23 protein-coding genes are annotated in these 18046 nt (G+C 68.7%); 12 read left to right on the top strand and 11 right to left on the bottom strand.

From position 1 onward, the window contains the following. Positions 1–9: 9 nt before the first annotated feature. The 5 genes from HZS55_RS10105 to HZS55_RS10085 form a co-directional block, all read right to left on the bottom strand. Positions 10–465: an acyl-CoA thioesterase gene (locus HZS55_RS10105; protein WP_179911553.1), complete on the bottom strand. Its 456-nt coding sequence runs from the start codon at positions 463–465 to the stop codon at positions 10–12. A gap of 65 nt (positions 466–530) precedes the next feature. Beyond that, positions 531–1577, bottom strand: a complete 1047-nt coding sequence (locus HZS55_RS10100) for an alcohol dehydrogenase catalytic domain-containing protein (RefSeq protein ID WP_179911552.1) — start codon at positions 1575–1577, stop codon at positions 531–533. A 222-nt stretch (positions 1578–1799) separates the two neighbouring features. Next, complete coding sequence (gene moaC, locus HZS55_RS10095) at positions 1800–2333, bottom strand: cyclic pyranopterin monophosphate synthase MoaC (protein WP_179911551.1); 534 nt, start codon at positions 2331–2333, stop codon at positions 1800–1802. Then, entirely contained in the window at positions 2330–3778 is a 1449-nt protein-coding gene (locus HZS55_RS10090; RefSeq protein ID WP_179911550.1) for an NAD(P)H-hydrate dehydratase, read from the bottom strand. The genes moaC and HZS55_RS10090 overlap by 4 nt, the downstream gene beginning before the upstream one ends. Positions 3779–3873: 95 nt before the next feature. Beyond that, the gene (locus HZS55_RS10085; protein ID WP_179911549.1) at positions 3874–4152 is read right to left on the bottom strand and encodes an acylphosphatase; all 279 of its coding nucleotides are present in this window, start codon (positions 4150–4152) and stop codon (positions 3874–3876) included. A 272-nt stretch (positions 4153–4424) separates the two neighbouring features. On the opposite strand from HZS55_RS10085, the gene HZS55_RS10080 reads away from it, so the two are divergent. After that, complete coding sequence (locus HZS55_RS10080) at positions 4425–5558, top strand: citrate synthase (protein ID WP_179911548.1); 1134 nt, start codon at positions 4425–4427, stop codon at positions 5556–5558. A gap of 28 nt (positions 5559–5586) precedes the next feature. Here HZS55_RS10080 and HZS55_RS10075 read toward each other — a convergent pair whose 3' ends face one another. Then, positions 5587–6483, bottom strand: a complete 897-nt coding sequence (locus HZS55_RS10075) for a DNA-3-methyladenine glycosylase family protein (protein WP_179911547.1) — start codon at positions 6481–6483, stop codon at positions 5587–5589. 162 nt (positions 6484–6645) lie between these two features. Between HZS55_RS10075 and HZS55_RS10070 the strand changes: the two genes are divergently transcribed. After that, complete coding sequence (locus tag HZS55_RS10070; protein ID WP_179911546.1) at positions 6646–7152, top strand: DUF555 domain-containing protein; 507 nt, start codon at positions 6646–6648, stop codon at positions 7150–7152. 127 nt (positions 7153–7279) lie between these two features. Here the strand turns inward: HZS55_RS10070 and HZS55_RS10065 are convergent, their stop codons facing one another. After that, positions 7280–7516, bottom strand: coding sequence for a UPF0058 family protein (locus tag HZS55_RS10065; RefSeq protein ID WP_179911545.1), 237 nt, complete (start codon positions 7514–7516; stop codon positions 7280–7282). Positions 7517–7784: 268 nt separating this feature from the next. Here HZS55_RS10065 and HZS55_RS10060 point away from each other — a divergent pair, with 268 nt between their 5' ends. Then, positions 7785–8189 carry a translation initiation factor IF-2 subunit beta gene (locus HZS55_RS10060; protein ID WP_179911544.1) on the top strand — a complete coding sequence of 135 codons (405 nt, stop codon included), beginning with the start codon at positions 7785–7787 and terminating at the stop codon, positions 8187–8189. On the opposite strand, the gene HZS55_RS10055 is transcribed toward HZS55_RS10060, so the two are convergent. The 3 genes from HZS55_RS10055 to HZS55_RS10045 all read right to left on the bottom strand — a co-directional run bounded on the left by HZS55_RS10055 (position 8186) and on the right by HZS55_RS10045 (position 10263). Continuing rightward, positions 8186–8365 (bottom strand): DUF7836 family putative zinc-binding protein, encoded by a 180-nt coding sequence (locus HZS55_RS10055; RefSeq protein ID WP_179911543.1) that lies wholly within the window; start codon positions 8363–8365, stop codon positions 8186–8188. The genes HZS55_RS10060 and HZS55_RS10055 overlap by 4 nt on opposite strands. A gap of 91 nt (positions 8366–8456) precedes the next feature. Beyond that, positions 8457–9434, bottom strand: coding sequence for a transcription initiation factor IIB (locus HZS55_RS10050; protein ID WP_179911542.1), 978 nt, complete (start codon positions 9432–9434; stop codon positions 8457–8459). A gap of 232 nt (positions 9435–9666) precedes the next feature. Continuing rightward, positions 9667–10263, bottom strand: a complete 597-nt coding sequence (locus HZS55_RS10045; RefSeq protein ID WP_179911541.1) for a DUF7549 family protein — start codon at positions 10261–10263, stop codon at positions 9667–9669. A 196-nt stretch (positions 10264–10459) separates the two neighbouring features. Between HZS55_RS10045 and HZS55_RS10040 the strand changes: the two genes are divergently transcribed. Then, positions 10460–10912, top strand: a complete 453-nt coding sequence (locus tag HZS55_RS10040; RefSeq protein WP_179911540.1) for a DUF5793 family protein — start codon at positions 10460–10462, stop codon at positions 10910–10912. A 91-nt stretch (positions 10913–11003) separates the two neighbouring features. Here the strand turns inward: HZS55_RS10040 and HZS55_RS10035 are convergent, their stop codons facing one another. After that, a complete protein-coding gene (locus HZS55_RS10035) occupies positions 11004–11861 on the bottom strand; it encodes an NAD-dependent protein deacylase (protein ID WP_179911539.1) in 858 nt (285 codons plus the stop codon). 85 nt (positions 11862–11946) lie between these two features. On the opposite strand from HZS55_RS10035, the gene HZS55_RS10030 reads away from it, so the two are divergent. From HZS55_RS10030 to HZS55_RS09995, 8 genes are all read left to right on the top strand, one after another. Continuing rightward, positions 11947–12225, top strand: coding sequence for a hypothetical protein (locus tag HZS55_RS10030; protein ID WP_179911538.1), 279 nt, complete (start codon positions 11947–11949; stop codon positions 12223–12225). 258 nt (positions 12226–12483) lie between these two features. Then, complete coding sequence (gene sucC / locus HZS55_RS10025; RefSeq protein WP_179911537.1) at positions 12484–13635, top strand: ADP-forming succinate--CoA ligase subunit beta; 1152 nt, start codon at positions 12484–12486, stop codon at positions 13633–13635. Continuing rightward, positions 13632–14504: a succinate--CoA ligase subunit alpha gene (gene sucD / locus HZS55_RS10020; RefSeq protein ID WP_179911536.1), complete on the top strand. Its 873-nt coding sequence runs from the start codon at positions 13632–13634 to the stop codon at positions 14502–14504. The genes sucC and sucD overlap by 4 nt, the downstream gene beginning before the upstream one ends. 70 nt (positions 14505–14574) lie before the next feature. Continuing rightward, positions 14575–14976, top strand: a complete 402-nt coding sequence (locus tag HZS55_RS10015) for a hypothetical protein (protein ID WP_179911535.1) — start codon at positions 14575–14577, stop codon at positions 14974–14976. A 78-nt stretch (positions 14977–15054) separates the two neighbouring features. Next, complete coding sequence (locus HZS55_RS10010; RefSeq protein ID WP_179911534.1) at positions 15055–15912, top strand: DUF3891 family protein; 858 nt, start codon at positions 15055–15057, stop codon at positions 15910–15912. Positions 15913–16086: 174 nt separating this feature from the next. After that, complete coding sequence (gene tnpA / locus HZS55_RS10005) at positions 16087–16467, top strand: IS200/IS605 family transposase (protein ID WP_179909835.1); 381 nt, start codon at positions 16087–16089, stop codon at positions 16465–16467. Continuing rightward, entirely contained in the window at positions 16464–17741 is a 1278-nt protein-coding gene (locus HZS55_RS10000; protein ID WP_179909834.1) for an RNA-guided endonuclease InsQ/TnpB family protein, read from the top strand. Before tnpA ends, HZS55_RS10000 begins: the two co-directional genes overlap by 4 nt. A gap of 73 nt (positions 17742–17814) precedes the next feature. Beyond that, on the top strand, positions 17815–17997 hold the full coding sequence (locus tag HZS55_RS09995; protein WP_179911533.1) for a hypothetical protein: 183 nt from the start codon (positions 17815–17817) through the stop codon (positions 17995–17997). Positions 17998–18046 lie beyond the last annotated feature (49 nt).

The raw sequence follows: 18046 nt of genomic DNA, 5'->3' as shown, positions 1-18046 counted from the left end.
GGCAGCGAGTCAGTGCTCTCCGTCGTTCGCCTCCCGCCAGGCGAGCGCGCGCTCGCGGAGTTCCCGGCAGCGCTCGCCCTCGACGGTCAGGTCCGGGACGGGAACCGGCGAGCCGTCCTCGTCGATGGCGACGAAGACGAACTGCGACTCGGTGGTCATCTCCTGCTCGCCGGTCCGGGGGTTCTCACGGGTCGCGCGGAGGTGGACGTTGACGCTGGAACGGCCCTCGTCGAAGACGAACGACTCGATGACGGCCACCTCGCCGGTGGGGATCGGCCGGTGGAAGTCCATGCGGTCGATCGAGGCGGTGACACAGGGTTCGCCGGCGAAGCGCATCGCCGACATCGCGCCGAGTTCGTCCATCCACTTCATGACGTTGCCGCCGTGGACGGTGCCGTAGTTGTTGGCGTGGTTCGGCTGGACGCGCCAGCGGTTCTCCAGGTACGTCTCGCTGATGTTCGGCATATCCTGACCGACGGGCGGGAGGCTTGTCGGTCTACCGGCCCGGTCGAGCCTCCCGTTCGGACCGGTTACGGCTTCACGAGCACCTTGATCGCCTCGCGCTCGTCCATCGCGCGGTAGCCGTCTGCGATATCGTCGAGCGAGACGGTCTTCGTGAAGATCGGTGAGGGGTCGAGCGTGCCGCCGAGCACGTCCGCGAGCAGCTCGTCGGCGTAGGCGCGGACCGGCGCGATGCCGCCCGACAGGGTGACGTTGTCGCCGAAGAAGGGGAAGAGATCGAGGCCGTCGCCCATGCCGTGGGGGACGCCGACGTACCCGACGGTGCCGCCGGGGCGAGCGGCGCCGACGGCCGTCTCCATCGCGCCCGCGGCGCCGACGCACTCCAGGACGTGCTCGGCGCCGCCGCCCGTGATATCGGCGACGTGTTCGGCAGCGTCGTCGACCCCGCCGTCGCCTTCGAGGACGGTCTCGGTCGCGCCGAACTCCTCGGCGATGTCGAGCCGGTCGGCGTGGTGGCCCACGGCGATGATCCGCGAGGCGCCGAGTCGCCGCGCGGCGAGGACGCCACAGAGGCCGACGGCGCCGTCGCCGACGACGACGCAAGTGTCGCCGGCCGCGACGCCGGCGCTGACCGCCGCGTGGTGGCCGGTGCCCATCACGTCGGTCAGTGGTAGGGCCGCTTGCAGGGAGTCCTCGTCGTCGGCGTAGCGGTCGGGGATCCGAACGAGGGTCCCGTCGGCGTGGGGAGCGCGGACGTACTCGCCCTGTGCGCCGCCGTTGTCCCCGCCCCAGCCGTCGCCGTTCACGCAGGAGGTGTGGAGTCCGCGGCGACAGAACTCGCACTCGCCGCAGCTGACGACGAACGGTGCGAAGACGCGGTCGCCGGGCTGGACGCTCCGCACGTCCTCACCCACCTCCTCGACGATCCCCATCGGCTCGTGGCCGATACGCGAGGGGGTGTCACGGTCGCTCTGTCCGCGGTAGGGCCACAGATCGGAGCCGCAGACGGCCGTGTGGGTCACGCGTACGAGCGCGTCGCCCGGGTCCTCGATCTCGGGTCGCTCGACGTCCTCGACGCGTACGTCCCGTTCGCCGTGGTAGACTGCTGCGCGCATGGTCGGACACACGGCTACGACCGTGAAAAGTGGGCGGAACCCGGTGAACGACCCGGGGTTCCGTGGCGAGCAGGCGACGCGTCTGCGGAGTCCGCGCGGCGGTCGCGTCGCGCGACCGCTGGCCGCCGCGCGGCGGGTCTCAGCGCATACTACGGGCTGGTCGCGTTCCCGTACTTGAACACTCGGGCCCAGTTACGACCGCCTCTCGACAGCGGCCGGCGGTCACTCCAGCGGTCGCTTCGTCTTCTCGACGACCTCGACCGACTCGATCGCCGTCTCGGGGTAGTCGCCGTCGGCGTCCTTCTCCGCCGACTTCACCATGTCCCAGACGACGTTGAGCCCGGTCGTGGTCCCCTCCAGGGCCTCCATCTCGCAACCGGTCTTGCCGGTCGTCTCGACGGCGACGGTGAGTTCGACGGTCTCGTCGCCGAGGGCGAAGTCGGTGTCGACGTTCGTGATCGGGATCTGGTGACACATCGGGATCGTCTCCCAGGTGTGTTTGACCGCCTGGATCGCGCCGATCCGGGCAGTCGCGAGCACGCCGCCCTTGCCGATCGCGTTCTCGCGGACGGCGTCGACGGTGGCGGACTGCAGGCGGATGGTCCCGCGCGCGACGGCGCGGCGGGCGGTGTCGGCCTTGTCCCCCACGTCGACCATCTGCGTCTCGCCCGACTCGTCGGTGTGAGTGAGGTCGGCCGCCGACGCGGAGTCGGCTCCGTCGGACCCACTGTCGTCCCCCTCTCCGCCGCCACTCACGCCTCGCCACCTCGGTCGGTCCAGAGGACGCTCGGGATCTCCTCGTGGAGGTCGGTGGCGACGAGGCCGTTGTTTCGGCGCTCGTAGACGCGGTCGCCCGCCTCGCCGTTGGCGTAGGCGGCCATCGCGGCGGCGTGGACCGGCTCCTGGGTCGCCGCGAGCGCGGCGGTGATCCCGGCGAGTACGTCGCCGGTGCCGCCGACCGTCATGCCGGCGTTGCCGGTACGGTTGACCCGGGTCGTCTCGCCGTCGGAGACCACGTCGTACTCGCCCTTCACGAGGACCGTCTGGTCCAGATCCGCGGCGAATCGCTCGACGATGTCGGTCCGTTCCTCCCAGTCGTCAGTGACGCGCCCGCCCATCTCGGCGAACTCCCCCTGATGGGGCGTGCAGATCAGGTCGGCCTCCGTGTCGACCTTCGGAACGCGCGAGAGGGCGTCGGCGTCGACGACGGCCGTCCCCGAGTACCCGGAGAGGATCCCCTCGACGGCCTCCAGGGTCTCGTCTTCGTCGCCGAGACCGGGGCCGATGACGACGGTGTCGTGGTGGCGGGCCATCTGGAGGAGAAAGCCCACCTGTTTGGGTTCGAGCTGTTTGCCCTGGTAGGGGCGGACGATCAGGTCCTCGCCGAACCCCTGGAGCTCGCGACCGACGACCATCGGACAGGCGACGCGGACCAGATCCGCGCCGGCGCGGAGCGCGGCCTTCGCCGAGAGCGCGGGCGCGCCGGCGTAGGGGCCGCCACCGACGACGAGCACCTCGCCGTTCTGGCCCTTGTGACTGCCCGGGTCGCGGTCGTCGAGGCGAGCGAGGTCGCCACGTTCGACGAACCGCTCGGCGGCCGCGGGGATACCGATGTCCGCGACGGTCACCTCGGCGTCGAGGGCGGCCAGCCCGGGTTTGGTGTCGTGGAACGTGACCACGCGGTCGGCCTCGACGGCGGTGTCGGCCAGCTCGCCCGTCTCGGCGTTCGTCCCAGAGGGGACGTCGACGGAGACGACGGTCGCGTCGCTGTCGTTGATCGCCGCGGCCGCGGTTCGTTCGGGTTCGCGCAGGTCGCCCGCGATGCCGGTCCCGAGCATCGCGTCGACGACCACGTCGGGCCCGTCCAGTTCGAAGCCGGCGGAGTCGCGGACGGTCTCCGTGTCGTACTCGCCGACCGCGAGCGCGTCCCAGTTCTCGCGGGCGATGTCGGTCGCGATGGTCTCGGGGCGACCCAGCAGGCTGGTCGTCACGTCGAGGTCGTCGAGAAAGCGGACCGCGACGAAGGCGTCGCCGCCGTTGTTCCCCCGGCCGGCGACGACGCGGACGCTCGCGCCGGCGTCGACGACCTCGCGGACCGCGCGCGCGACCGCGTGCCCGCTCGACTCCATCAACTGCTTGCGCGGGACCCCCATCGCCGCGGCGTTCTCGTCGACCACGGCCATCTCGCTGCCCGTAATCATGGACGGGCGTTCGCCCGCCCCCCGGAAAAGGGTGGGGGCAACCGGCCGTCGGTTCCGGCTGTTCTCCCGGACGGCGGCCGGCCGCCGTCCGTCGGTCACCGCCGTATCTCGAACCCGTCGAGCCCCTCGGGGTCGCCGTACTCCGCATCCACGTCCTCGACGCGCGCCCGGTCGCTGCCCTCGTGACACCACGCGACCATCGCCTCGACCGCCTCGGCCGGCCCCTCGAAGACCGCTTCGACGCGACCGTCCTCGAGGTTCATCACCCAGCCGTCGACTCCGCGCTCGCGGGCCTCGTCGCGGGTCGTCGCCCGGTAGAAGACGCCCTGTACCCGTCCCGTGACGTACACGTGTGCTCGCGTCCGGTCTGCCATACACGCCGATACGGCTCCCCCGTTCAAAAATACGCGCCAAGCCGCGTCCTCGCCGAAACCCGACCGCCCCGTTCCGGTCGACCCCGCGCCGACGAACCGGCGACTCCTCGAAGTGGAACGGCGGCGAGGGTTGTACACACGTCGATATGGGCGTCGACAACTGGACAATACCGCACCGATTCGCCGGGACAGTGTCCGAACTTCGCGTCCGATCGCGGAAAACTCCGACGTGTTCCAACAGTACTTTGGTGGTCTCCCGCGCAGGCGTGGGCATGAGTGACGAGGATCTGAACCGCGGGCTGGAGGGTATCAGGGTCGCCGAGACGCGACTGAGCGATATCGACGGCGAGGCGGGCGTGCTCACGATCGGCGGGTTTCCCGTCGACGACCTCGCGCGCAACGCCACCTACGAGGAGAGCGTCTTCCTGCTGTTCGAGGACCGGCTACCGTCGAGCGAGGAACTCGCGGAGTTCCGCGCCGACCTGGCGGGGCGCCGAGCGATCGGCGAAGAAGTGCGGGCGGTCCTACGGCGGGCGGCCGAGGAGGACAAACCGGCGATGGACGCCCTCCGGATGGGCGCCGCGGCGGCGAACCTCGGTACCGGCGAGAGCGAGCCCGAGGCCGACGCCCGGCGGGTCGTCGCCGTCTTCCCGACCATCGTCGCGACCTACTGGCGCTACCGGGAGGGCGAGGAGCCGGTCGAACCCCGCGAGGACCTGCGCCACGCGGCGAACTACCTCTACATGCTGAACGGGGAGGAGCCCGACGAGGCGGCCGTCAGGGGGCTGGAGACGTACCTCAACACGGTCGTCGACCACGGGTTGAACGCCTCGACGTTCACCGCTCGAACGGTCGTCTCGACGGAGTCGGACGTGGTCTCGGCCGCGACCGCGGCGGTCGGGACGCTGAAGGGGCCGCTCCACGGGGGCGCGCCGGGTCCCGTCCTCGATATGCTCCGGTCGATCCACGAGTCGGGCGACCCCGAGGGGTACGTCCGCGGGAAACTGGAGGCCGGCGAGCGCCTGATGGGCTTCGGCCACCGCGTCTACCGCGTCCGCGACCCGCGGGCCGCGGTGCTGGAGGCCGCCGCCGCCGAGTTCTACGACGAGGCCGGTGACTCCGACTTTTTCGAGACGATCAAGGCGTTCGAGGACACCGCGGTCGAGGCCCTCGCCGAGCACAAGCCCGGACGGGACCTGGAGACGAACGTCGAGTTCTACACCGCGGCGCTGCTCGACGGCGTCGGCGTCCCCAAGGAGCTGTTCACCGCCTGCTTCGCCGTCTCGCGGGTCGGCGGCTGGACCGCCCACGCGCTCGAACAGCTCGACGACAACCGACTCATCCGTCCGCTCTCGGCGTACGTCGGCGACCACGACCGCTCGTGGACGCCGGTCGACGAGCGATAGCGCGCTCGCCGCTCACCGCCTCTCCGCGCTACCGCAGGTAGTGGAAGACGTACGTCTGCGTGTACCCCGCGTACTCGCCGCCGAAGGCCGCGCGGATGGCGCGGGAGGTGTCGGCGTAGTTGCCGCGGTCGCAGTCGGGGTAGTACTCCTCGATGGTCGTCCGGATCCAGGTGTCCAGCGGGACGGCCTCCAGGTAGTCGAGCGCGAACAACAGGACGCAGTCGGCCACCTTGTCGCCGACGCCGACGAAGCGGGTGAGCGACTCGCGGGCGGCCTCGTAGTCGAGCCCGACCGCCTCCTGGGGGCGGGCCTCGCCGTCGGCGACCATCCGCGCGGTGTCGCGGACGTACGGGGCCCGGTAGCCCAGTCCCAGGTCGCGCAGGTCGGCCTCGCTGGCCTCGGCCAGTCGCTCGGCGGTCGGGAACGCGTGGTAGGTCCGGCCGTCGAACTCGACGGTCGAGCCGAACGCGCGTTCGAGTTCCCGCTGCATCCCGTGGATGCGGGCGACGCGCATCTGGGCCGAGCAGATGAACGATATCAGCGACGGGAAGGCCGGGTCGTCGACGAGGCGCATCCCCCAGTAGGCGTCGAAGGCGGACTCGACCACGTCGTCGTCCGGCGCCAGCGCGCGGATGGCCGGCAGGTCGTCGTCCAGTCGCAGTTGCTCGCGGAGGACCGGCGCGGCGTCGACCGACGACTCCCACTCCAGGCGGTCGTCGACCTGTCGGACCCGGACGACCTCGGGGTCGCCGTCGACGCGCACGACGGTCTCGTACCAGGCGTCGCCGCCGAAGGCGCCGCTCTCCTCGTACATCCGCCCGTCGGCGCGGTCCCAAAGGTACGACTGGCCGCTCTCGACGGTCGACTGCAGGTCGAAGGGCCCCGGGAACTCCGCGAGGGCGACGGCGCCGCGTTCCACACTCATACCCGGGCCAGGCGTCGGGCCGTCTTCGACCTTTCGAGACCGTCCCGACGGGACCCGCTCGACGGGCGCCCGACGGCGGCGCGACGACGGCCGTCGGCTCGATGGGTGTGTGTCGTGCTATCGAGGCGAACCTTCATGTCACTGCGAGGCGAAGGCGGGCACATGAACTGCAGAGTTGTCGTCGAGGCCGCCGTCCCCGTCTACGACGTCGAGACGGCGGACGAGGCGGTCCGGATCGCAATCTCGAAGACGGGCGAGATGCTCAATCCGGACCTCAACTACGTCGAGATCAACATGGGCGAGCGGTCGTGTCCCCACTGCGGCGAGGAGCTCGAACCCGCCTTCCTCGCCGCCGACGAGAGCCTCGTCGCGCTCGAACTCGAGATAACGGTCTTCAACGTCGAACGCGAGGAGCACGCCGCCCGGATCGCGCGCAAGGAGATCGGCCAGCGCCTCGAGAACATCCCGCTCGAAGTGCTCGAGATCGAGCAGATCGACGACGACGAAGACGAAGATGACGAGGACGAGGAAGACGACACCTCGGCGGACGACACCGAGTCGGCCTCCGACGGGGACGGGTCGTCCGAGGAACGCGGTGACGGGGGGTCGACCGACGACCGCGGCGACGACGTGCTGCCGGAGTTCGAGGAGCTCATCGACGAGTCGTAGCGCGACCCGGCGCCTGCAGTTCACTGTTTTCGCGGTTCGAGAGACGCGGACGGCGCGCGCGAGACGGGACGGGAGCGAGAGGGCGGTGGCTGGACGGTCGCGAGTACGACAGAACGGGTCGGTTCGTTCAGTCGGCGGAGGCCGGAACGCGCTCGCGCGTCTCCGTCTCCATCTCCGAGGTGATGCCCTTCGCCAGGGCGAAAACAGCGTTTTTGTGGTCGGTCTTCGATTTGTGGATCGAGGTCGGCCGTACCCCGAGAGAGGTGTACTCGTCGTGTTCTACCTCCTCGCCTGTGTCCATCTCGTAGTGATTCTCCACCTGAGCAAGCAGGCCGTGAAGGTGAATGAGCTCCTGCTTTTTCATAGTCAACCGGTCCTAGCCACTGGAGGTTAATAGTAGTATCCTGAGTCGCGTTAACACACATCTGCTTGAAAACCGTGTACAACAGCCTCTCGATATCGGTTTCGGGGGTCGGCTCCGATCGGGGGTGGGCTCGACGACGAGGAGTTTCGGTGGCGGTCGGCGGCGGGTTTCGGGCCGACGCGAAGCCGTCGCGGCGGCGACCGCGCGGTCCACGCGGGGCGGCCGCGGGGTTGAAAGACTTTTAGGCGGGGACGGGCTTCTCACGGGTATGGACTACGACGACATGCTCGACCGGGCGATGGAGGAGACGCCGGAGATCGAGGGGAGCTCCGACCGGTTCGAGGTACCCGACCCGAACATCCGCCAGGAAGGGAACGTGACCGTCTACGAGAACTTCCAGGACACCTGCGACAGCCTCGGCCGCGAGGACGACCACGTCATGCAGTTCCTCCAGAACGAACTGGGGACCAGCGGGCACATCGACGAGAGCGGCCGCGCGCGGCTGACCGGCGAGTTCAGCGACCGGCGGGTCACCAACGCCATCGACGAGTACGCCGAGGAGTTCGTCCTCTGTTCGGAGTGCGGGCTCCCCGACACGCACTTCGAGCGCGAGGGCGGGGTACTCCTCCTGCGGTGTGAGGCCTGCGGCGCGCGGTCGGCGACGAGCGGCTAACCGAGGCTCTTCAGCGTCTGCAGGTCGCGGTCGGTCCGCGTGAACTCCGCGAGCCGCCGGCTCGCGTGGCAGTTGGGACAGTGATAGAGGGCCGTGTGTTCGGGGAGGTCCGTCGGCGTCGACTCCCAGTCTTTGGTACACTCGGGACAGAGCAATCGGACGTACGCTTCCTCCATGCGTGGTATCAACACACACGACGAGTACAAAAAGACTGGTGCGGCGGGCGCGGCGAGCGACGGGAGCGGTCGAACCGAAGGATCCGGTCGGTCAGGCCGGCGCGTCGACGGATTCGAGGAGCTCCTTGTAGCGGTTGCGGATGGTGACCTCGGAGATGTTGGCCACCTCGCTGACCTCGCTCTGGGTGACCTTCTCGTTGGTCAGCAGGGCGGCGGCGTACACCGCGGCGGCGGCGAGGCCGACCGGGCTCTTCCCGCTGAGGATCCCCTGGTCGCGCGCGCTCTCGATGAGTTCGCGCGCCCGGCGCTCGGTGTCGTCGCTGAGCGCGAGGTCCGAGACGAACCGCGGGAGGTAGCTCTCGGGGTCGGCCGGCTTGATCTCCAGGTTCAGCTCGCGGACGACGTAGCGGTACGTCCGGGTGAGCTCCATCTTCTCGACGCGGGAGACGGCGGTCATCTCGTCGAGGCTGCGGGGCGTGTTGGCCTGCCGCGCGGCGGCGTACAGCGCCGACGTGGCGACGCCCTCGATGGAGCGGCCCGGCAGGAGGTTCTCCTCCAGCGCGCGGCGGTAGATGACCGACGCCGTCTCGCGGACCGTCTTCGGCAGGCCCAGGGCCGAGGCCATGCGGTCGATCTCGCCCAGCGCCTGCTTGAGGTTGCGTTCCTTGGAGTCGCGCGTGCGGAACCGCTCGTTCCAGGTGCGCAGGCGCTGCATCTTCTGGCGCTGGTTCGACGACAGGGAGTTGCCGTAGGCGTCCTTGTTCTGCCAGCCGATGTTGGTCGAGAGACCCTTGTCGTGCATCATGTTCGTCGTCGGTGCGCCGACGCGGGACTTCTCGTCCTTCTCGGAGGGGTTGAACGCCCGCCACTCGGGGCCGCGGTCGATCTCGTCCTCTTCGACGACCAGTCCGCACTCCGAACAGACGGTCTCGCCGTGCTCGGTGTCCGCCTCGACCCGACCGCCACACTCGGGACAGACCTGTACGTCGGTCGATTCCTGCTCGTTCTCGTCCTGCAGTCGTTCTCTGGTCTGTTCCTCGGCGCCGGTTCGAATTGTCGTGTCGCTCATGATTGGTCTCCGGAGCGGCTCACCGGTGGCGAAAGCCATAAGAATCCGATGCCGCGCTTCCTAACACTACGTAAGTCCGAAAACTACTTAAATATTTCGATGATCTGGGCGTGTGAGCCGATCACAAATCACAGGATAGCGGCGGAATCACTCCGTATTCCGGCGGTTTCGCGGCGGGTCGGTGAGCGAGGGACCGTCGTGTCGTCGAGCCGCGAAGCGCGGGATCGAACGGTCAGGCGCGTTCGACGCGCAGGAGCACGGCGGCGAACACCCACATGAAGAGGGCGCCGACCGGGACGGTCGGCTGGTGCTGGAAGAACATGACGGTGGAGACGGAAAAGGCGACCGCGAGCACCGCGAAGCAGGCGCCGAACACGCGGACGGGGTCGAGCGTCAGACGGGCCGCGACGGCCGCCGGGACGGCGCCCGCGAGCGCGTCCGGAACCGCGTCCGCGATCCGCACTTCGGCCCGCTCGGCGGCGGCTTCGAGCCACTCGTCGCGCGCGTAGTAGACGAAACTCAACAGGAGCATGCAGCCGAAGAAGCCGGCGGTCGCGAGCCAGAGCCGTCCCTCGGGAACCTGATTGGTCGGGACGAACCCGGGGACCTCGAAGACGAACTGGACGAGGCCGTCGAGCGACTGCCGACCCAGGGCGATCCCGAACAGGTAGTGAAACTGGAGGAAGACGAAGCGGATGTTGACGACGGTGAAGGTACCGTCGACCCACGAGGGTGACTCGCGCAGGACCGAGACCGACCACGGCAGGAGGGCGGTCAGCCACGTCGCGAGGACTGCCAGTTCGCCGGCGTACTCCGAGCGGACCCACATGGTCTGGGAGACCCGGCGTCGCGGCGGGTATAAAAGCTACCGGCTCCGCGAGCGGCACGTCGGTGGGCGGCGCGGCCGAGCGGGCGGCGGGCACGCCCGGGCGGAGAGGAGGCGCGGTCGCCAGCCGGTCCCGGCGCTCACCGGACGCGCTCGGCGTCAGGTTCATGCACGCCCGTTCCCTAGTGGGGGGTGTCGAATGAGGCGCGATTACGTCACGCTGGACCTCCGTCACGTCGACCGGGACGGCGACCGCCTGCCGACGGCCGTGTTGGCCTACGACGGCCCGTCGGACCTCCTCGAGGAGCGCCTCACGGACGCCGGGGGCGACCCGCTGGACCGCGAGCGCGTCGACGTCGCATTCCGCCTGCGGACCGTCGACGACGACGCGACCGGCGTCTTCAGTCTCACCAACCGGATGACCGGGGAGTTCGTCGTCGAGGTCAACGCCGACGCGGAGTCGGTGCGGGACCTCGTCGACGCCGCCCGTCGGGACGACGACCCCGACGACGCCGACGGCTGCTACCGCGTCGCCGTCGAGCGCGACGGCGAGGCGGTCGCCAGCTACGAGAAACGGACCCTGCTCGTCTACGACGACGAGGGGGGTCTCCTCCGACAGCACAGCCTCATCCCCAGCGGCGTCGAGCTGTGATCCCGGCGCTCCCGGGACCGTCACGCCAGCGAGCCGTCGTTTTCTGATTCCGGGCAGTGAGGGGTCATCTCGCTCCCGCCCACCGACCGTCCTACCCGTCGAGCGCCGCGACCAGCGCCGGCAGCGCCTCGGTCGCGTCCGCCCGGCGGTCGTAGTCGGCTCGCTCGTCGTACTCGGTCGGGCCGAGGTTGCAGACGACGACCGTCGCCCCCGACTCCGCGGCGATCTCGGGCAGCAACGCCGCCGGCCGCACCGTCAGCGACGACCCCACGGCCAGGAACACGTCGGCGCGCCGCGCGGCGGCCTGGGCCCGGTCGAACGCCTCGTCCGGAAGCGGTTCCCCGAACAGCACCACGTCCGGCCTGAGCACGCCGCCGCAGTCGCAGGTCGGCGGTCGCTCCCCGTCACGGGCGCGTTCCCAGACGGGGTCGGCCGCCCGCGTCGCGCCGCAGCGGTCGCACGCCACGCGAGCGCTCGTCCCGTGGAGTTCGACCACCGACTTCGAGCCGGCCGCCGCGTGCAGCCCGTCGACGTTCTGCGTGAGGAGCGTGTCGAGGTGGCCCCGCGTTTCGAGCGTCGCCAGCGCCTCGTGAGCCGCGTTGGGTTCGGCGCCGTCGCCGTACATCGTCTCCCGGAGCGAGAGGCGGTCGGTCCAGAACCCCTCCGGGTCGGCGTCGAAGCGCCGCCGATGGAAGTCGGCGGGGTCGTGAGTCTCCCAGACCGGATCCGGCCCGTCGTCGCTCGGGTCGCCGCGGAACGGCGGGATCCCCGACGGGACGCTCACGCCCGCGCCCGTGAGGGCGACGACCCGTTCGGCGTCGGCGATCTCGGACGCCAGCGCCGTCAGTACCGCGTCGTCCGGTCCCACGGCGCCTGCCGGGCCGTCCGCCCTCGCACCGTCAGCCGCGCCATTCGCGTCGACGCCGCCGGTCGTGTCGTCGCGTTCCATGGGAGTCCCCGAGGGACGAGACGGGCAAAAGTCACCCGGCCCGGTGGCCCGCACGACTAAGTGTGACGGCTGCTGAGGGGAGCGTATGTGCTACGAATCGCTGCTGAACGGCGAGGCGGCCGAGCGGTCGGTCCGTGACCTCCTCCGGGAAGAGCGGCGGGCGGCGCTACGCAACGGACTGGCCGCCGCGGTGCTGGTCGTGGCGGTGCTGATCGTCGAAGGCGCGGCGGCGTGGACAGTCGTGGCGCTCGCGGTCGCCGCGGTCGCGCTCGGCGCGGTCCTCCACCAGGCCGTCCTGGTCGCCGGTGCGGCCGCGGTTCGCGTCCGCCACCGCGTCGGCGGGGCGGACCGGGCGACGGCCTGACCGACGGCGCGGTGTCGTCGCTGGCGAGCGAGTTCGACCCGGAAAGAAGGGGGATGCGGTGGAACGAAAGGATGGAATGAGGTGGGGTGGGTGGTGGCAGGGTGCGGCGCCGTCGGGCGCCGACACGCGTGATCGGTTCTGCCGGCGATAAATGCCTCGTGTGCCAATTTTCGTGAACGATACTTGCCGGTGTACTTACTTCGGATCCGGTCGATATGGTCGGGATTTAAGCGCTCGCCGACCGCGGATTCGAGTGACATGCGACTGCACGAATATCAGGCCAAGCAGGTCTTCTCCGACGCCGGTATCCCGACACCGGCCTCGGAACTGGCCGGGACCGTCGACGAGGCGGTCGCCGCGGCCGAGGAGATCGGCTATCCGGTCGCCATCAAGGCACAGGTACACGTCGGTGGGCGCGGGAAAGCCGGCGGGATCAAGCTCGTCGACGACGCCGACGAGGCCGAGGAGGCCGCCGAGGACATCCTCGGGATGGATCTGAAGGGCTACACCGTCGACCGCGTCCTCGTCGAGGAGGCCGTCGACTTCGTCAACGAGCTGTACGTCGGCGTGACGATGGACCGCGGCGAGGGCAAGCCCGTCGCCATGGTCTCGACCCGCGGCGGCGTCAACATCGAGGAGGTCGCCGAGGAGGACCCCGACGCCATCGCCCGCGAGCACATCGACCCCGCCTTCGGCATGCACCCCTACCAGGCCCGCAAGGCGGTCTACGACGCCGGCGTCGACCGCGAGATCGCCCGCGACGTGGCCTCGGTCCTGACGACGCTCTACCAGCTGTGGGACGACCGCGACGGCGCCGACGCCGAGATCAACCCGCTGATGGTCACGAGCGACGACGACGTGATCGCCGCCGACGCCGTCTTCAACGTCGACGAGGACGCCCTGTTCCGCCAGCCCGAGCTCCAGGAGATGGAGGAGGAAGGCGAGTTCGCCGAGAGCGAACTCGACCAGAAGGCCGACGAGTACGGCTTCGACTACGTCCGCCTCTCCGGGAACGTCGGCATCATCGGCAACGGCGCCGGTCTCGTCATGACGACGCTCGACCTCGTCGACCACTACGGCGGCGAACCCGCCAACTTCCTCGACGTGGGCGGGGGCGCCAAGGCCGACCGCATCGCCAACGCGCTCGACATGGTGTTCTCCGACGAGAACGTCGACAGCGTCGTGTTCAACATCTTCGGCGGGATCACCCGCGGCGACGAGGTCGCCAAGGGGATCAACCAGGCGCTCGAACAGTTCGACGAGATCCCCAAGCCGGTCGTCGTCCGCCTCGCCGGGACGAACTGGGAGGAGGGCATGGAGATCCTCAACGAGGACCTGGTGACCGTCGAGAAGACCCTGGAGTCCGCGGTCCAGCGTGCGGTCGACTACGCCGAGGAGGTGGAAGCATGAGTGTCCTGGTCGACGAAGACAGCCGCGTTATCGTGCAGGGTATCACCGGCGGTGAGGGCAAGTTCCACACCGAACAGATGATCGAGTACGGGACGAACGTCGTCGCCGGCGCCGTCCCGGGCAAGGGCGGGCAGGAAGTCGCCGGCGTCCCCGTCTACGACACCGTCGCCGAGGCCGCCGAGGCCGAGGACGCCGACACCTCCGTCGTCTTCGTCCCGCCGGCGTTCGCCGGCGACGCCTGCTTCGAGGCCCTGGGCGTCGACGAACTCGACCTCGTCGTCACCATCACCGAGGGCATCCCGACGCAGGACGTTTCGCGGGTGTACCGCCGCCTGCAGGAGACCGACGCCTACCTCGTCGGCCCGAACTGCCCCGGCGTCATCACGCCGGGCGAGGCCAAACTCGGCATCCTCCCGGGCAACATCTTCGAGGCCGGCCGCGTCGGCCTCGTCTCCCGCTCGGGCACCCTGACCTACCAGGTCGTCGACAGTCTCACCCAGCGCGGTATCGGCCAGTCGACCGCCATCGGCATCGGCGGCGACCCGATCATCGGCACCTCGTTCGTCGAGGCGCTCGCGCTGTTCGAGCAGGACGACAAGACCGACGCGGTCGTCATGTGCGGCGAGATCGGCGGCGAGGACGAGGAGGAAGCGGCCGCCTACATCGACGAGTACATGACCACGCCCGTCGCCGGCTTCATCGCCGGCCGCACCGCCCCGCCGGGCAAGCGCATGGGCCACGCCGGCGCCATCGTCTCCGGCTCCGGTACTGGCACCGCCCAGTCGAAGATCGACGCGCTCGAATCCGCGGGCGCGCCCGTCGGCGACACCCCCGAGGAAGTCGTCGACAACGTCGAAGACCTGCTGTAGCGGTTCCGTTCTCTCCGTTTCTGCAGTCGATGCGAACGGTTTTCCGTCGAGTATTCGAACGACCGACAGCATGGCCGCCCTCCCAGAGGACCGGACCGAACCCGGATCGGTGAACGGGGCGCTCGTCGACCTCGGCTGGATGGTCGCCGGCGTCCTCGTCTTCGGATCGCTCGCCGTCTTCGAACCGCTGTTCGTCGCGGTCGACCCGGCGCCGGCGACCGTCGCCGGATCGGCGCTGATCGGCGGGGTCGTCGGGACCGCCATCGTCGTCCTCTCCGTCGAGAGCGAGCGGGCGCGGTCGTTCTGGGCCGCGAACTACCGCCGCCGGCTCGTCGTGCTCTTCGCGTTCATCGTGGGGATGCAAGCCGTCTTCCGGCTGTTCCCCGGCTGGACGGTCCTCTCGGCGCTCGTCGCCTTCCTGGTCGCGATACCGGTGCGGCTGGCGTCGTACTACAGGCACCGCGACCGGTAACGGCGGACGCCTCCGGCGTGCGGTGACCGACGCGTCCGCCGCCGACGCCCCTTTCACCGCGCCGCCCCAACTCGACGCGTGATCGTCGCCGAGACGGCCGACGGCTATCAGTTCGTCACCCAGCCCGACCACGCCGCCCTCGCGGGCCAGTTCGCCGACGCCTGGGGAGGCGAGTCGGTCGACCGCCCCGACCCCTTCGACTCGCTCGCGCTCGCGGCGTACGCTCACGACACGGGCTGGCGGGCCTACGACCGCCGCCCGCACCTCACCGACGGCGAGCCGGTCGACTTCCGCGAGATGCCCGCCGAGCCGTGGATCGGCCTCTACGACGAAGGGATCGACGCCGTCGCCGGGATGGACGCCTACGCCGGTCTGCTCGTCTCCATGCACGGCGCCGGCCTGCGAAACCGGCGGTACGGCCTCTCGCCGGAGTGGCCCGAGACGCCCCCGGAGTACCGCGAGTTCGTCGACCGCGAGGCGGAGCGCCAGCGACGCCTGCTCGGGGCGCTCCTCCACGGCGAGCGCGACGGGCCGGCCCCCGTGACGGTCGCGGACCGCGACCTCCTGCGGTCGCTCCACCACGCGAGGCGAGTTCCCGAGGGATACGACGGTCGCCTGTGGGCGGACTACCGACGGCTGCAGGCGTGGGACGCCCTCTCGCTGTCGTTCTGTATCACGGATACGCCTCCCGGCTACGGCGAGATCGGGGCCGTCCCGACGACCGACGGGGACGACGCGACGCTCTCGCCGACGCGGGTCGCTGACGGCGAGTACCGGGTCGCCCCGTATCCGTTCGGGACCGCTCCGCTGGAGGCGACGGTCCCCGTCCGGACGGTCGGCGAGGGCGCCCTCGCCGACGAGGAGACACTCGCGCGAGCGTTCTACGACGCCGGCCGGGAGCTTCGGCGACTCACGCTACGCCCGCCGGCGGAGTGACAGGGTCGGCAGGGGACGACCGCTCGGCGCCAAAGCGATTTACGGAAATTCAAGGCGAAAGCCTCGCGCTTCAGCGCGGGGATGAAGCCAACCAATAGTATTCAACCACCGACTACGGCATAGACGGGGTTCCAACGCAATCGTTAAGCCATTCGGTCACAATAGTATACATAGATGGTAAAGAGTACCCGTCACGCGAAATACGAACTCTACTACCACATAGTGTTCGTGCCGAAATATCGGCGTTCGCACTTGACGGGGAAGACAAAGGAACGTCTCGAAACCATCTTTGCGGAAATCTGTGAGGACAAAGACCTCGAACTGGCCGAGTCCGAGGTCATGCCTGACCACGTACACCTATTCATCGGGAGTCCACCCAAGAACGCCCCCTCACTCATCGTCAACTGGGTCAAGGGCATCTCGGCGCGGAAGTACAATCAGCGGTACGACGACCGCGTGAAGTGGACTCGTTCCTACTATGTCGGGACAGCAGGAAGCACCTCGAAAGACGCTGTTGAACGATACATCGCTGAACAGGAAGGTGGCGACGAATGAAGCGAGTCAACACCTTCGAGGTGGTGCCACAGACCGAAAACGACAAAGAGTGCCTTCTACGGCTACTCGATGCGTCCGCCTCTCTGTGGAACGAACTGACCTACGAACGCCGTCAGAACTACTTCGGTGACGGCGACGTGTGGGACACTTCCGAATACCGTGGACGCTACAACGGCGTCGTCGGAAGCGCAACCGTCCAACAGGTCACACGCAAGAACAGCGAAGCGTGGCGGTCGTTCTTCGCCCTCAAAGAGAAAGGCGAGGGCGCTAACCCACCGTCGTACTGGGGCAACGAAGAGGACGGACACGAACTCCGTACCTATATTCGGTGCAACCAGTACACGATTCAGTGGGGCAAGCGGTCGCGTCTCGAAATCCCCGTCGGGCAAGAACTGAAAGACGAATACGGACTCGGCTACCACGAACGACTCCGCCTCGGAGTCCGAGGCAACCCGAAGTGGGACGGCGAACAAGGTCGTCTGGAACTTGAGTACGACGAGGTGAGCGACACGTTCAGGGCTTTTCAACCAGTCACCGTGCCTGATTCTCGACTGGATTCACCACTGGCTTCTCACGAAGCCGCCCTTGATGTTGGCGCAAACAATCTCGTTGCCTGTTCCACGACTACTGGTTCCCAGTACCTCTACGACGGTCGGGAGTTGTTCGGACGGTTCCGTGAAACGACTGACGAAATCGCCCGCCTACAGTCGAAACTACGTGAGAGACGCTATAGTTCCAAACGGATTCGACGGCTGTACCGACAGCGGACAAAACGCCGTGACCACGCACAGAACGCGCTAGTGCGCGACCTCGTTGAACGGCTGTACGAGGAGGGCGTATCGACGGTGTACGTGGGCGATTTGACCGATGTGCTGGAAACGCACTGGTCGGTCAGGGTGAACGAGAAGACGCACAACTTCTGGGCGTTCAAGAAGTTCATCCACCGTCTCGCGTGTGTCTGTGAGGAGTACGGAATCAGCCTTGAAGCCGAGTCAGAAGCGTGGACGAGTCAGACGTGTCCCAAATGTGGCGACCACGAGGAGACGGTTCGCCACGGGGATACGCTGACGTGTCCGTGTGGCTTCGAGGGGCACGCCGACCTCACGGCGTCAGAGACGTTCCTTCGAGAACACAGTGATACGGAAGTCAGGCCGATGGCACGGCCCGTGCGATTCGAGTGGGACGACCACGACTGGTCGGGGAAACCACACCCTCACGAAAGTCCCAAAGAAGTGCGCACAAACCCGCAAGTTGCCTCCGTGGAATCGGCATAGCCGAACCCCCAACGGAGGAATCCTCGCGCTTCAGCGCGGGGAGGATGTCAACGACGGCCCGTCTGGTGAGGGTATGCAGGACGAGGCCTGGCGGTCGGTGGAGGTCGTCCGGAACAACAACGGGGAACCGCACGTGCTCCAGCAGAAGGTCACCGTCTACACCGCGGGCGTCTCCGAAGAGTCCTCCGGCTACACGAAACCCGAGATCCAGCACCGTCTCGTGCCGCTGGAGAGCCTGGTCGAGTTCGACGGCTGAGTCGGCGCCCACCGCTGGTCGCTCGTCGGCGACCGCGCTCGGCCGCCGG

The organism is Halosimplex rubrum, assembly GCF_013415885.1.
GTDB classification, from domain to species: Archaea; Halobacteriota; Halobacteria; order Halobacteriales; family Haloarculaceae; genus Halosimplex; species Halosimplex rubrum.
The sequence above is the reverse complement of the archived record's forward strand: the minus strand, read 5'-3'. Positions and strand labels throughout refer to the sequence as shown.

Excerpts from the sequence above, each read along its gene's own strand:
- HZS55_RS10100 (WP_179911552.1), bottom strand. The coding sequence starts at position 1,577 with ATGCGCGCAGCAGTCTACCACGGCGAACGGGACGTACGCGTCGAGGAC.
- HZS55_RS10015 (WP_179911535.1), top strand. The coding sequence starts at position 14,575 with ATGGCCGCCCTCCCAGAGGACCGGACCGAACCCGGATCGGTGAACGGG.
- HZS55_RS10060 (WP_179911544.1), top strand. The coding sequence starts at position 7,785 with ATGGACTACGACGACATGCTCGACCGGGCGATGGAGGAGACGCCGGAG.
- tnpA (WP_179909835.1), top strand. The coding sequence starts at position 16,087 with ATGGTAAAGAGTACCCGTCACGCGAAATACGAACTCTACTACCACATA.
- HZS55_RS10075 (WP_179911547.1), bottom strand. The coding sequence starts at position 6,483 with ATGAGTGTGGAACGCGGCGCCGTCGCCCTCGCGGAGTTCCCGGGGCCC.
- HZS55_RS10035 (WP_179911539.1), bottom strand. The coding sequence starts at position 11,861 with ATGGAACGCGACGACACGACCGGCGGCGTCGACGCGAATGGCGCGGCT.
- HZS55_RS10030 (WP_179911538.1), top strand. The coding sequence starts at position 11,947 with ATGTGCTACGAATCGCTGCTGAACGGCGAGGCGGCCGAGCGGTCGGTC.
- HZS55_RS10090 (WP_179911550.1), bottom strand. The coding sequence starts at position 3,778 with ATGATTACGGGCAGCGAGATGGCCGTGGTCGACGAGAACGCCGCGGCG.
- HZS55_RS10000 (WP_179909834.1), top strand. The coding sequence starts at position 16,464 with ATGAAGCGAGTCAACACCTTCGAGGTGGTGCCACAGACCGAAAACGAC.
- HZS55_RS10040 (WP_179911540.1), top strand. The coding sequence starts at position 10,460 with ATGAGGCGCGATTACGTCACGCTGGACCTCCGTCACGTCGACCGGGAC.
- HZS55_RS10070 (WP_179911546.1), top strand. The coding sequence starts at position 6,646 with ATGAACTGCAGAGTTGTCGTCGAGGCCGCCGTCCCCGTCTACGACGTC.
- HZS55_RS10080 (WP_179911548.1), top strand. The coding sequence starts at position 4,425 with ATGAGTGACGAGGATCTGAACCGCGGGCTGGAGGGTATCAGGGTCGCC.
- sucC (WP_179911537.1), top strand. The coding sequence starts at position 12,484 with ATGCGACTGCACGAATATCAGGCCAAGCAGGTCTTCTCCGACGCCGGT.
- sucD (WP_179911536.1), top strand. The coding sequence starts at position 13,632 with ATGAGTGTCCTGGTCGACGAAGACAGCCGCGTTATCGTGCAGGGTATC.
- HZS55_RS10105 (WP_179911553.1), bottom strand. The coding sequence starts at position 465 with ATGCCGAACATCAGCGAGACGTACCTGGAGAACCGCTGGCGCGTCCAG.
- HZS55_RS10055 (WP_179911543.1), bottom strand. The coding sequence starts at position 8,365 with ATGGAGGAAGCGTACGTCCGATTGCTCTGTCCCGAGTGTACCAAAGAC.
- HZS55_RS10045 (WP_179911541.1), bottom strand. The coding sequence starts at position 10,263 with ATGTGGGTCCGCTCGGAGTACGCCGGCGAACTGGCAGTCCTCGCGACG.
- HZS55_RS10085 (WP_179911549.1), bottom strand. The coding sequence starts at position 4,152 with ATGGCAGACCGGACGCGAGCACACGTGTACGTCACGGGACGGGTACAG.
- HZS55_RS10050 (WP_179911542.1), bottom strand. The coding sequence starts at position 9,434 with ATGAGCGACACGACAATTCGAACCGGCGCCGAGGAACAGACCAGAGAA.
- HZS55_RS09995 (WP_179911533.1), top strand. The coding sequence starts at position 17,815 with ATGCAGGACGAGGCCTGGCGGTCGGTGGAGGTCGTCCGGAACAACAAC.
- HZS55_RS10065 (WP_179911545.1), bottom strand. The coding sequence starts at position 7,516 with ATGAAAAAGCAGGAGCTCATTCACCTTCACGGCCTGCTTGCTCAGGTG.